The following is a 12,112-nucleotide window of genomic DNA, read 5'->3' as shown; positions in this document are numbered from 1 at the left end:
CTCCGCAAGGGGAGCGGGACGCCCCGGCCGCTATTCGCGTTCGGCGCCGTCCGGCCAGACGACCGTGACGGAAACGGTCAACTGGTTCGGGTGCCCAGGACTTCTTCGGCGAACCATCGTTTTCCGAGGTCGCGGACCAGGTCTTCGCCGTTGGCCGTGGGGGCGAGGAGGGCGAGCATGCCGCGGCGGCCTTCGATCGGGTGGGGTGGTGCGGTGAAACCGCGCTCGCCCAGCAACGCGGCCTCGATGCCGTCGGCAGCGGCGAACGCCGCGTGCAGGGCGCTGATTTCCGGTTCGTTGCCGCCTCCCGACACGGTGGTCACCTGCGTGGCGGCCAGACCGAGTGCGTGCCCTCCGGCGGTGGGATCCAGTGACCCGGCGAGCGCGGCGCCGATCACGGCCAGTTCCTCCGGCGGGGCGCCGAGCGCAGCCGCCAGTCGGCACGCGACCTCGCAGCCGAGAACCGTTGCCCGATCCGCGTTCTCGGCATGGCGAAGCCCGGCCACGGCGGCTGTCGCGGCGACCAGCGCGTGCACACCCGAGTAGGCCAGGCCCGCCGCCGCGTCGAGAGCGCGCATCCGCAGATCGTCGTCCGAGTGGGTCGCGCGCAGCGCGGCCAGGTGCCCGTCGCGCCGCGCCGGGTGGGCGACCGCGAAGTCGGGGACCGCGGCGCGGAGTTCGGTCGGCACCACGGGGTGTTCGGCCAGCGCGAACCGCACCAGCGAACCGCTGATGTCCGTCATGATCAGTCCTCTCCGGTGCATGCGTTCAGGAACGCGGTCAGGTAGCCAGGTCCGTCCCCGGCGACGGCCGTGACAACGGCGTCGGTGCGTCCGGGCAGCACTGGTTCGACGAGTCGGTGCACCTTGGTGCGCAGATCCGCATCGGACAACGGGTTCGCCAAACTGCCCCGTGCGATCGGGACATGTCGGCGCAGCGTTCCACCATCCACTGTGGATACCGAAACCTCGGCTTCCGCCCGCGCGCGCTCCGGCTCGGCCACCAGTCGCACCTTGCCGCGCAACCGGGTCATCGCCGCCGAGGTGACGAAGTCGTCCTGGTAGGCGGCGAGGTCGACGGTGCCCAGTGACAGCCCCGCCGCAACCCCGTGCACGGTGGAGAACCTGGCTTGCAGCCCGTCGGCCGGAGCCGGATTGCCGGTGAGCTCCGGGACCAGCGGATGGCAGCGGACCTCGACCACGGCCACCGCGTCCACCCCACCGGCTTCCCGCAGCGGTGCCGCGAGGTGCTCGGCGGCCTCGATCGCCGGATGCGTGACGATGCCGCACGGATAGGGCTTGAACGTGTTGTGCCGCAACTCGAAGCGGTCGCCGAGCTCGCCGACGAACTGCTGCTCGTCGTATTCCCTGGCGAGCCGCGTGGTGAAGGCAGCGAGCGTGTCGCCAGGTTCGGGGCCGTCCGCCGCCGCCAGTCGAGCCGCGAGCATCCCGCCCGCGGCGGCCTTGCCGGGGTGGAACGGCTTCGTCATGGTGCCGAAGCTCTCCCGCATGCCGAGCCCGCGGCCGATGCCCCACAACATCGCCGTGGCCAGCCGCTGCCCGCGCAGACCGAGCAGCAGCGCGGAGGTCACGGCCGCGCCGAACGCCCCGCAGGTGCCGGTGATGTGCCAGCCCAGGTCGTAGTGCGAAGGCGAAACCGCCACGCCGAGGCGCAGTTGGAGTTCGCACCCCCACGCGTAGGCGGTCAGCACCTCGGTGGCGGGGGCGGCGCCGACCTCGGGTTCGAGCGCGGCCAGCGCGCCGAGGCAGGCGGCGCCCGGATGGATGACGGTGGCCAAGTGCGTGTCGTCGAAGTCGTCGAGGTGGGCGGCGATTCCGGTGGCGATCGCGGCATCCACCGGGGCGACCCGCGCGGCTCGTCCCGGCACCCGGGCGGCACCGCGCGAACCGGCCAGGACCGCGTCCACGGCGGCGTGCCCGCTGGCGCCGATCGCGGTTCCGGCCACGTTGAGCAGCGTTCGGCGTGCCATCGCGAGCACGTCCTCGGGCAGCGGCTGGGCGACGGCCTCGTCGATCAGCTCGGCGATTCGATGGGTGTCCACTGATCTCCTTCGTCGTAGTACTCGATCAAGGCTTCACAGCCCGGCCAGCGGTGCGATCAGCAGCACGCCGGTGACCAGGATGGCCACGCCCAGCACGTCGAACACGAGTCCCGAACGCACCATGCGGGTGATGGGGACCAGACCCGAGCCGTAGACGATCGCGTTCGGCGGCGTGGATACCGGCAGCATGAAGCCGTATCCGGCAGCGGCGGTGGCCACCAGACCCGGGATGAGCGGATCCACCCCGAGCGCGTGCGCCATCGGCAGGACGATCGGCAGCACGATTCCCACGCTCGCGGTGTTGCTGGTCGTCTCGGAGATCACCAGTGCGGTGATCGCCGCCAGGATGGTCACGCTCGTCAGCGACGACACCCCGATCAGTTCGGACAAACCGGCGCCCAGCCGCTCCGCGAGCCCGGTTTCCGAACTCAGGCTGCCGAGCACGATTCCGGCCGCGAACAGCAGGATCGTGCCCCAGTCGATCTTCGCCGCGTCCGACCATTCCAAGGTGGCCTTCCCCGGCTTGCCGGGCAGCGGCAACAGGAACAGCAGCGCTGCCGCGAGGATCGCCGCGACGCCCTCGGTGAGGTGGTCCCGGAGCAGCTCGACCAGCCCGTTGTCGTCGCCCAGCACGACCTGCAGGATGCCGGGGCCGGTCCACAGCAGGACCGCGAGCACGAACGCGATGGAGGTGTTCTGCTCGCCCCGGCTGAACGGACCGAGCTTGGCCCGCTCGGCGGCGACGTACTCCTCGGCGTTTTCGAGGCGCTTCACCTCCGGGCGGTTCAACAGCAGCAGGACCAGGCACAGCACCACGAACATGGCGATCACGATCGGTGCGAACAACCCGACCCACTGCACGAACCCGATGTTGCGGCCGGTCTGGTCCTCGATCAGCTGCCGACCGATGAGCTGGTGCGGCGCGCCGATCGGGGTGAACAGCCCGCCGATGCTGGCGCCGTAGGCGATGACCAGCATCAGCGCCGTCGAGGTGCGCGAGAGTCGTGGGGTGTTGCCGGTGCGGATCGAGCTGACCGCGGAGACCACCCCGAGCCCGATCGGGAACAGCATGGCGACCGCGGCCGTGTTCGAGATGAACGCCGAGATCGCGGCGGCGAGCGCGCCGAAGGCGATCACCGTCCGCGCCGGTGAGCGGACCACGCCCGGGATGGACAGCATGCGCAGCGCGATGCGCCGGTCGAGCCCGTGCACGGTCATCGCGCGAGCGATCACGAACCCGCCGAGGAAGGTGAAGATCGTGTCGTTGCCGAACGCGCCGAACACGGTGTCCTCGTCGCCGACGCCGAGCAGCACGCACAGCGAGACCGCCAGCAACGCGGTCACCGCGAGCGGGATCGCCTCCGTTATCCACCAGATCATCACCAGCGCGAAGATCGCCGCCAGGGACCTCTGCGGGCCCGGTAATCCGTCCGCCAACAGCAGCACCGCGGCGAACGAGGTGGGTCCGAGCAACAACCCGATGCGGCGGCGGACCAGGTCGAACCGCTCCTGCCGGTCGTGGGTGGTCACCGGCTCCGTTGCCGTCTTCCCGTCCACACCAACCTCCCATGTGCCCGTATTGCGGTACGTTAGTTCGTATCGCGGGCACTCTAGAATCGGGAGGTGGCCTAGGGCAAGGCTCGGTCGGGATGACCGATGGCGGGACTGCGAGTGACGTGAGGGGCAAGGTGACCGGGCAGGAAGCAACGCCGGGCGTGCAATCGATCGACAGGGCCATGGCGCTGCTCTCGGTCTTCAGCACATCACGCCCGGTCGTCGGCGTCTCCGAACTCGCCCGCGCCACAGGTCTGGCCAGGGGTACCGCGCACCGGCTGGTGACCGCGCTGGTCTCGCACGGTCTGCTGGCGCACGTACCCGACACCACCAGCTACTGCCTGGGCCCGCGGTTGCTGGGCCTCGCCGAGGTCGCCCGCCAGCAGCTCTCACTGGAGGCGCAGGCGGGCCCGGTGATGGCCTGGCTGCGTGATCGCAGCACGGAGACGGTGGGCCTGCACGTCCTCGATGAACTGCCCAGCAGGCGCACGATCGCCCAGGCGGAATCCCCGCACCCGCTGCGCCGCACCTACACCGACCTCGGCACGCCGATCCCCCCGCACCAGGGCGCCCCGGGCAAGCTGCTGCTCGCCTTCGCCGACGACGAGCTGCGCCGACGCGTGCTGGGAGGCCAGCTGCCCGCGGCGAACGGCACCGGCAAGGTCGATGCCGCGGAGCTCGCCGCCGAGCTGGCGGAGATCCGGCAGCACGAGTTCGCGGTGTCGCTGGAGGGACGCGTGCCGGGCGTGGTGAGCATGGCCGTTCCGGTGCGAGACCACCAGGGCGAGGTGCGAGCCGCGCTGAGCATCTCGATCCCCTCGATCCGCGCCGGGCGGGACGAACTGCTCGCCCTGGTCCCAGCAGCCCAAGAGGCAGCCGACCAACTATCCCAACGCCTCGGCCACCCAACCCCAACCCAACCAGTCTGACAACGCCCTGCCCCCGACCGCCGCCAGTCGACCGGGCGGTCCGTGGCCGCGCTGCACATTCGGAAGCGGTTCGATCAATCGTCGTATCCCGCAGCGTGCCTCAGTCAGGCAACCTTCAGTGGCAGGTGCTATCGATGATCCCGGCGGACTCCGTCTGCTCCGACTGGAAAACACGGAGTGTGCGCTAACGTGGGCGGTGCGTGATCTTGTGGTTGACGTCTAGGCGGGGGAGTGATCCGAGGTGTTGCCGCCAACCGATCCGTTCAGGGATCGATACGAGGTCCTGGCTGGGATGCGCAGTTGGTTGGGCGACTGTCGGGCGGATGGGCGGACCTGTCGATTAGTAATAACCGGACCGCCTGGTATCGGTACGTCGAGCGTCGTACGGGAGTTCGCTGACCGGGAGCAGGACGCCTTCGACGGGCCGCCGATCTGGATCAGAGCGGAGCAAGCAGACGGTTCTGCCGTGTCCAACGGCGACTTGTTTCGACAGGCACTGATCGGTCTCGGCGTTGCCGAGACCGAGTTGCCCGCCACCGAAGCTGGTCTGGCCGCGGCACTCCACAGCAAGAGCTACAAGACGCGCAGCTTGTTTGTTGTCGATGGTCTGGTAAACCCTGGGCAGCTGGCGAATCTGGTTCCTGGGAACGCGCCGGAGGCAGCGGTCGTGGTCACCGCGCACATCATGCCGCGCTCGCTGCTCGTGGACGGTTTTAAGCCGTTCGCTGTGGATCGTCTGCCGGAGCTTGAAGCACTGGCCCTGTTCACTCACGATCTTCGTGAGACCGCAGACGAAATCGACCGAGCGGACGTTGCGGAACTCGCCGCACTGTGTGGTGGATTCCCGCTGCTGATCAAGATCCTGGCGGCGCACCTGGCAGGTAGGGCGTTCCTGGCCAAGCGGCTGATGACCAAGCTTCGGGAATCGATTTCCGCCCTGCTGAAACTCGAAGGCGGTGAGCGCATCCCTAGGTTCCTTCGGCTGATCTATGAAGATCTGCGTCGTGACCTACAACTAGCCTACCGGCGATGTGCCCTGCTTCCGGGAGAAAGCTTCTCCGTTGACGCAGCTGCCGTCGTGATGCGAATGGATCGCGATGACTCCGAAGTGCTGCTGTACGAGCTGGTAGACCGAAACCTGCTGGTTCGTCGTGGTGACCGGTTCGAATTCCATGACATCCTTCGCGTCGAAGCGCATGCCCGGGTTTACGAGGTCGACGGCGCTGAACTGTGCGGTGACCTGCTGGTGCAGCTCATCAAGTGGTACGTGCAGGAGATCAATCCACGAGACCGCGCGATTTCCGACCGGTGGCGCGCCGGGCCGCTTTTCGACCGCTTGGGAGAGCCCGACTTCGCGGTGCCGCGCGAACAAGCGCTGGATTGGTTCGCCGCAGAGGTGCCGAATCTAGTGGCGTGCGTCCGGCAAGCGCCCGAGTGTGGACTGCGCGAAGCCGCCGTTCAACTCACCGTCATGCTGTTCAAGTACCTGCACTACCATCATCTTTACGACGCCTGGCTGGAAGTTCACGACATCGCGTTGAAAGCTGCGGACGACATGCCTGCGAAGATGCAGCTGCACTCGCAACGTGGAGCAGCGTATCTCGACGTCGGCGAGTTGGACCTTGCATACGATGATTTCCAAGAATCTCTGCGAATTGCTAATGATCTGGGCAATGTTTTCGGCCAGCAGAGCATGTACGAGTGGATAGGCAAGCATGCAGTAAAAAAGGGTCTCCTGCAGGAAGCATTGCAGAAGTATGAGCTTTCTTGGGAGATCGTCGAAAAGGAAAGATTGGATATTTCGTCATCGCAGCGAGCCCGGATGTTCGCCTTGCTGAGCTTGCAGCGGGCGCGAGTCTACCTGCTGCTTGAGGAATGGGCCGAAGCTAGGAATCACGCGAATAAGGCACTGGAGTACTTCGACGAACGGACCAAGGAGCCCGACAACCGGGCGAAGTGTCTGGTCGTCCGAGGACGATCCGAGCCGAGCGCTAAGGCGCGAGCCGATCTCGCCGCCGCAGTGCAGCTGTTCCGGCTGGAAGGCGCCCAGAAATTGTCGGCCGACGCGCTCGTCTACCTGGGCGACGCCGATGTGGCCGTGCACAAAACAGAACTTGGAATCCAGTCGTACCAGGAAGCACTGGCGGTGTATGAAGCTATCGGAAGTCCCCGTGCCGACGAGGTTCGGGTCAAGCTGGCGGAACTCGATCACTGACTAACAGCCGTGACCACGACATGTGCTGGCCGCTTGCCGACCGTGATATCGAAGTCCTCTGGGATGTCCGACCACGAACGCCCCTCGGACAACCAGGCGTAGATCGCCGATGCCGCCGCGGCGGAGTCCACTGTGTTCGGCGAGGTGGAAGCGGTCAGCTGACGACCGTCCCGATGCTGCATCCGGCAGTCGGCACCGACGATCGCAACGGCGATCCGGCAAGCAGGGCGGGAACGCAGTGTTTCCACGAGCGTCTGACCGATTTCGTCGGCAGTGTCGAACTGGTGCAGCACGATCGACGCGGCATTGCGCAGATCGCGTTGCGGGTGTGTGTTTGCTACCACGAGATGTCGGTCTGCTTGAATCGGTCTCAATCCGCGCCGCAGGCTGACATCCGCTGGCCATCGGGTCAGCCGCGCGTCGGTGCCGTCCCATTCGCCCGCAACCCACCAAGCCTGCACAGACTCCCGTTCCGGGACCAGCGTTTCGGCCAGGTATGGCGGAACCAACGCTGAACCCGCTAGTTCCTCCAAGTCCATCAGGTTGTAACACAGGCGGCGAAGCAACTGAGCGGATTCGTCGGGAACTGAGCTGGTCAACTTCTGGACTTCGCTGAACTGATCCGGGTGGTGCCGTTGGATCGTCTCGTGCAGCTGTCTGACCAGACTACGGTGCATGTCGAGCCGCGGCGCGGCTGAACTAAGTGCGGCGATGGCCGAACCGGCAGCGACATCGGCATCGGGAAATGTGGCTAGCAACGTTGGATTCCCAATAGCCGCAGAATAGCCCGTTACGGCGCCGTGATCACCTACTGTTACATCCGCAGCGATGATGGTCTGTTGCCAGCCTTCGGCAGGCGGAATCAGTCGTAGTCCGGCGCGCAGTGACTTCCCGAGCCAGAAACGCAGTTGCCAGGGACCATGTGCGTACCAGGTGTTCGGGTGCACGACAGCGGCCACTACGTGGTCGTCCGGCAACTCGGCCAGCAGTTCGTTGACCAGGTCTGGGCGTCGACCAAGTAACGACTTGTCGCCCCATGTCGAGGAAATCGCGACGACGGTGGAGTTGCGGTCGGCACCGAGCGCGCTCCGATAACGTTCGCGTTCCGTAGCGCTGGCTCGCATCCGATCGAAACACGGGTCACCGGCGACGACGGCTGCCGACAGCGCCTGTGGAGTCTCGGCTGCCAACCGCTCATACTGCTCGTCGTGGGAGAGAACGATCGCGCTGGGCACGACCGACCCGTACCGGATCAGCCATTCCGGGGACAGACCGTAGACAGAACGATTCCGCGATTCCGCGATTCCGCGATTCCGCGATTCCGCGATTCCGCGATTCCGCGATTCCGCGATTCCGCGATTCCGCGATTCCGCGATTCCGCGATTCCGCGATTCCGAATATTTAGTGTAACCTATTCCGTGTGAAAGAATGATTAGGGGCGCGCTGATCTCATGCAAATCTCCACTGTTGTGCGCCGAGATGGCCAAGTCGAATTCGGTGTTGGTCGCCTGCGCCCAATCGATGTGGACGGCACCGCTGCGGCGCAACAGCGGCTCGACCCCGGAATCGATGGCAGATGCGCTGGGGAAGGTGAACACCAACTGCACGCGGTGGTCGGAGTCGAAGATCGGAAGAACGTCTGCGAGGCGGTTCCAAGCGGTCAGGGTGTGGACAACGACCAGGACCGTTCGCAGCGGGTGCAGTGTGGACCATCGTCGGCCGTGGGGACCGATGGGCACCTTGACCCAGGGTGAAGCCGACACGCATTTACTCCTGAAGAGACGTTTCTCTCCCCATTCTACTGGTGAGCACCTTGCCGCGTGGTTGAGCTCGCTGGTTTCGGCACATGGATGGTATGCGGTCCGCTAACATCGCCGACCATGGGGTCCACGCCTGGCTACATCGCGGTTCTCTTGGCTTTTATCGGTCCGATCTCAGCGCTGGCAGGCGTATGGCTCACAGCCGCTCGCACCGACAAGCGTTCCGTGCGGGAGCGTGATGAGCGGCGTTTCGAGCGCGCGAAGGAAGCCCAGGAGGATCGATTTGCGAAGTTCCTCAGCTCAGCGCATAAGTTGCCATCGTCGCTGAGTTCGCCCGACCCGGTGCTGGAGTCGTTGCGGGACACAGCAGCGCGCATCGAGCTAAAGGAATCGGTGTTGGCCGAGAATCAAGTGCAGGCAGTGCTCGACGCTGCGGATCGACTGCTCGCGGTAAGGCGGCGAAACGATGCGGGCGCTCGTGTTGTGACCGAGGCGGACGCCGAGTATCGAGCGGCTGTGGTGGTCGTACGGCAGGCCATGAAGGATCATCTCGACCAGGATTGATCCGCCAGTCCAGTCTCTGCAGCGTGCCGGTGGCAGCGGATCGTTCCGCCGCCACCGGTAGATGTCGGCTGGGGAACCGCCACTCTGCGGATGCGGGACGAATCCTCAGGGGGTGCTAGGTAGGAAGTCTTGGATGATTTCGGCTACCTGGTCGGGTTTTTCGAAGAGCATGCCGTGGCTGCCGTCGAAATCGCGGACCGTCACGTTTGGTCGTGCCGCGGTCAGCGCGGCCAGATCGCGGCTCAGTCCGGCGTGCAGCGCTTGCATCAGATCGGTGAACTCGGCAGGGAATCCGGCGATTCGAGTGGCTCGCACGAGCTGGAACGCTCCGGTGATCTGCCGGAAGATCGGTAGGGCGTCGGCGAATTCCGGGGCGTCGCGCAGCGCTTCGAGCACCGCGCGGCCGGGGCGTGGCCACGTCTGGCCATCGTGGACGGGCAAACCGCGCTGGGTCATCGCCACCCAAAATTTGGCGTCGATGTCGTGTTTCGTCGCGAAGGCGGCCTGCTGGTCCAGCAGCGCAGCGGTCTGCTCGGCGCTCATCGGCAGCCCGGAAGCCGCTGTCTGGGCGGCGAAGACCTCGTGCAGCCGGGCCAGTTGGGCGTGCAACTGTTCGGTCGGCATCCCGGCGTAGTTGTCGGGATGCGTCGAGGCCGCTCGGTGGCCGTCGAGGCTCATCGCGCCGGGGCAGTCGGGATGCCGCACCGCCCACATCGCCGCGATCATGCCGCCCAGCGAATGTCCGACCACCGCTGGCGACCGCAGTGCGAAGTGTTCGGCGACCGCGTCCAGGTCGTCGAGCACCGCATCCCACGTCCACGGCCCGTCGTCGGAGTGCCCGTGGCCCCTGAGGTCCACCGCGAGCACCCGGTGCGTCGCGGTGAGCAGCGGTCCGACGTGCTCCCAGGCCAGCAGGTTCCCGCCAGCGCCGTGCAGCAACAGCACGGCCGGGCCCGCGCCGCCGTGGTCGCGCACCGCGATCCGCACTGCCGCGGACTTCACCAGGACGTCGTCGTTCATCATCGGCCTCCGGAAACTTGGTTCAGGCGCGCGCGGATCGACGCGGTGCTGACCCCGCCGTCCGGGTGGCGCGCGAGTTTGTTGCGGCTTACCAGGTCGTGCACGCCTTGCCGGGTGATGCCCAACATCGCGCCCGCCGTGGACAACGACACGTGATCAGTGCCGGGATGTCCGATTCGTCGCACGACGATCTGGCCGAGCGGGGTGCGCCACCAGGCTTCGGGCGGGTCGAACGGGCCGTCGTCGGGGTAGAGCGCCGCCAGCAGGCGGGCGCCGGTGTGCACGGCGGCCTGGTGGTCGGGCCCGAGTAGCCGCGCGGCCCACTTCGCGGCATCCCGCTCGACACGCCGCTGCAAGGACGCGGTGGCCGCCTCGGATTCCAGCAGGATGCTCAGCGGATCGAGCAGTCGAATCGTCACGAGCCGACGCAGGTCATCGGCGAGTTCCTGCTCTTCGGCGCGCGACATCCAACGACCTCCGGACTCGACTACTTGACACAAGATAGCAAGTACTTGTCAGTACGTGTCAAGTAGTCGAGCTCGGCGGTTGGTGGATCAGGAGTCCGGCGTCGCGGTGATCCGCTTTCATACCAGCCGATTCAGCCGACGAGCACGGTGAGCTCCATGCCCTCCTCCGCGTGCCTGCCCACCGGGCAGTAGAAGCGGTAGCTACCGGGCGCCAGCGTCACCGTGAGCACGGCGGACTGACCGGACTGGACCACCGCGGTGCTCTGGTTCGCGACACCTGGGCCCTCGATCGCCAGCGCGTGCACCACCGAACCGGCGTTCACCGCGTTGAACGCATAGGGGCCAGGCGCGAGGTGCGTCGGCATTTCGAGCCGGAACTCGGTCATCCGGACCGCCACCGGGATCGTCGCGGTGCCGCCTGGCACCGGTCGCACCGGGGCCGTCGAGGCGAGCGCGGAACCGGCGCAGACCGCGATCAGCAACGCGAGAACACCGATCACCACGCCCATTCCCCGCCACCGCGCGCGCTCCCGCTGGGCGCCTGCAAAGATCCGCATTGTTCAGCCCCCCAAGGAGATCATCGACCGCTCGATGAGAAAACCTTTGCCAGCCTTGGGTTCGCCGAGGCGAACAGGCGCCTAAAGCGTACGTCCGGGGACGGACCGGCGGGTGTCCGGTGTTCCCCGTGTGCCCAGCGGAGCCGCCGTTGAGACTCTTGACGCGCGGGTCCCGCTGATCCCCGTGGGATTACGACGCGAGGGCCGCGCGGATGTCGTCGGGCATCGGCGTCTTCTGCTTGGAAGCCGGATCGACGAACACGTGCCGCATCTCGCCGTCGGCCAGCAGCCGCCCGTCGCTGCGGAACTCCGGGGTGATGATCATGCTCGTGGTGCCGAGGTGCGAGATCGGCAGCGCGATGTCATGTCGACTTCGTCGTCGAAGCGAGCCGGTTCCCGGTAGCGCAGCCGGGTTTCGGCCACCACCAGGTCGACGCCGCGGTCCAACAGCCGCTGCCAGGGGCCGATCCGGTGGCGGAACAACTCGGTGATCGCCACGTCGTAGAAGAACAGGTAGTGCCCGTTGAACACCACGCCCTGCTGGTCGCACTCGCTGTAGCGCACCCGGAGCCGGTGGGTGAATGCGGTATTCATACCGGTCAGGCTACCGAGCACCGCGAACTTCGAGCGAGGCCAGCAATGCCGCGGTCGCCTTCTCGATGTCGTCCACGGCCTGCTCGAACGCGGCCGCGTTGTGCGCGGCGGGCTTGCGGAACCCGGAGATCTTGCGGACGTATTGCAGGGCCGCCGCCCGGATGTCGCCATCGGTGACCTGCTCGGCATACGGCGGGCGGAGCGTCTTGATGCTGCGGCACATGAACGTTTCCCGGGGGGATCTCCCAGCGCTTGCCAGAGCTGCGCGCCGGGGTGGTTGAGGTGCTGTCCCGGCCATCCTCGCAGATCGGCGTCGCGTTGTCCCCGGGCGGCATCGGCGGGCCGGGACCGGTGGTTGAGCGGAAAGGGGGCGGCCGCGTCAGATCGGGA

General features: G+C 66.7%; 13 protein-coding genes. 3 read left to right on the top strand and 10 right to left on the bottom strand.

The window, feature by feature from the left end; genetic code table 11:
• Positions 1-77: 77 nt before the first annotated feature.
• Genes ACTWQN_RS24525 through ACTWQN_RS24515 form a run of 3 tightly spaced genes read right to left on the bottom strand, consistent with a single transcriptional unit; the run spans position 78 to position 3,619 of the window.
• Positions 78-743 carry an MmgE/PrpD family protein gene (locus ACTWQN_RS24525; protein WP_443205903.1) on the bottom strand — a complete coding sequence of 222 codons (666 nt, stop codon included), beginning with the start codon at positions 741-743 and terminating at the stop codon, positions 78-80.
• A 2-nt stretch (positions 744-745) separates the two neighbouring features.
• Positions 746-2,062 (bottom strand): MmgE/PrpD family protein, encoded by a 1,317-nt coding sequence (locus ACTWQN_RS24520; RefSeq protein ID WP_443205902.1) that lies wholly within the window; start codon positions 2,060-2,062, stop codon positions 746-748.
• Positions 2,063-2,095: 33 nt separating this feature from the next.
• On the bottom strand, positions 2,096-3,619 hold the full coding sequence (locus tag ACTWQN_RS24515; protein WP_443205901.1) for an SLC13 family permease: 1,524 nt from the start codon (positions 3,617-3,619) through the stop codon (positions 2,096-2,098).
• An 11-nt stretch (positions 3,620-3,630) separates the two neighbouring features.
• On the opposite strand from ACTWQN_RS24515, the gene ACTWQN_RS24510 reads away from it, so the two are divergent.
• Together ACTWQN_RS24510 and ACTWQN_RS24505 are read left to right on the top strand one after the other, a co-directional pair.
• Positions 3,631-4,545, top strand: coding sequence for an IclR family transcriptional regulator (locus ACTWQN_RS24510; RefSeq protein ID WP_443205900.1), 915 nt, complete (start codon positions 3,631-3,633; stop codon positions 4,543-4,545).
• A gap of 466 nt (positions 4,546-5,011) precedes the next feature.
• Positions 5,012-6,760, top strand: a complete 1,749-nt coding sequence (locus tag ACTWQN_RS24505) for a hypothetical protein (protein ID WP_443205899.1) — start codon at positions 5,012-5,014, stop codon at positions 6,758-6,760.
• Here the strand turns inward: ACTWQN_RS24505 and ACTWQN_RS24500 are convergent.
• A complete protein-coding gene (locus ACTWQN_RS24500) occupies positions 6,754-8,523 on the bottom strand; it encodes a hypothetical protein (protein WP_443205898.1) in 1,770 nt (589 codons plus the stop codon). The two genes, ACTWQN_RS24505 and ACTWQN_RS24500, sit on opposite strands and share 7 nt — an antisense overlap.
• A gap of 117 nt (positions 8,524-8,640) precedes the next feature.
• Here ACTWQN_RS24500 and ACTWQN_RS24495 point away from each other — a divergent pair, with 117 nt between their 5' ends.
• Entirely contained in the window at positions 8,641-9,084 is a 444-nt protein-coding gene (locus ACTWQN_RS24495; protein WP_443205897.1) for a hypothetical protein, read from the top strand.
• Positions 9,085-9,189: 105 nt separating this feature from the next.
• Here the strand turns inward: ACTWQN_RS24495 and ACTWQN_RS24490 are convergent, their stop codons facing one another.
• From ACTWQN_RS24490 to ACTWQN_RS24465, 6 genes are all read right to left on the bottom strand, one after another.
• On the bottom strand, positions 9,190-10,104 hold the full coding sequence (locus ACTWQN_RS24490) for an alpha/beta fold hydrolase (RefSeq protein WP_443205896.1): 915 nt from the start codon (positions 10,102-10,104) through the stop codon (positions 9,190-9,192).
• Complete coding sequence (locus tag ACTWQN_RS24485) at positions 10,104-10,571, bottom strand: hypothetical protein (RefSeq protein WP_443205895.1); 468 nt, start codon at positions 10,569-10,571, stop codon at positions 10,104-10,106. Before ACTWQN_RS24485 ends, ACTWQN_RS24490 begins: the two co-directional genes overlap by 1 nt.
• A 131-nt stretch (positions 10,572-10,702) precedes the next feature.
• Entirely contained in the window at positions 10,703-11,128 is a 426-nt protein-coding gene (locus tag ACTWQN_RS24480) for a hypothetical protein (protein ID WP_443205894.1), read from the bottom strand.
• A gap of 190 nt (positions 11,129-11,318) precedes the next feature.
• Positions 11,319-11,453, bottom strand: coding sequence for an acyl-CoA thioesterase (locus ACTWQN_RS24475; protein ID WP_443205893.1), 135 nt, complete (start codon positions 11,451-11,453; stop codon positions 11,319-11,321).
• The gene (locus ACTWQN_RS24470; RefSeq protein ID WP_443205892.1) at positions 11,450-11,722 is read right to left on the bottom strand and encodes an acyl-CoA thioesterase; all 273 of its coding nucleotides are present in this window, start codon (positions 11,720-11,722) and stop codon (positions 11,450-11,452) included. The genes ACTWQN_RS24475 and ACTWQN_RS24470 overlap by 4 nt, the downstream gene beginning before the upstream one ends.
• A gap of 10 nt (positions 11,723-11,732) precedes the next feature.
• Positions 11,733-11,945, bottom strand: a complete 213-nt coding sequence (locus tag ACTWQN_RS24465; protein ID WP_443205891.1) for a DUF2277 domain-containing protein — start codon at positions 11,943-11,945, stop codon at positions 11,733-11,735.
• Between the last annotated feature and the right edge of the window lie 167 nt (positions 11,946-12,112).

The organism is Saccharopolyspora antiqui (assembly GCF_052246905.1).
Taxonomy (GTDB): Bacteria; Actinomycetota; Actinomycetes; order Mycobacteriales; family Pseudonocardiaceae; genus Saccharopolyspora.
Note: the sequence above shows the minus strand (reverse complement) of the source record. Positions and strands in the feature narration are given on the sequence as shown.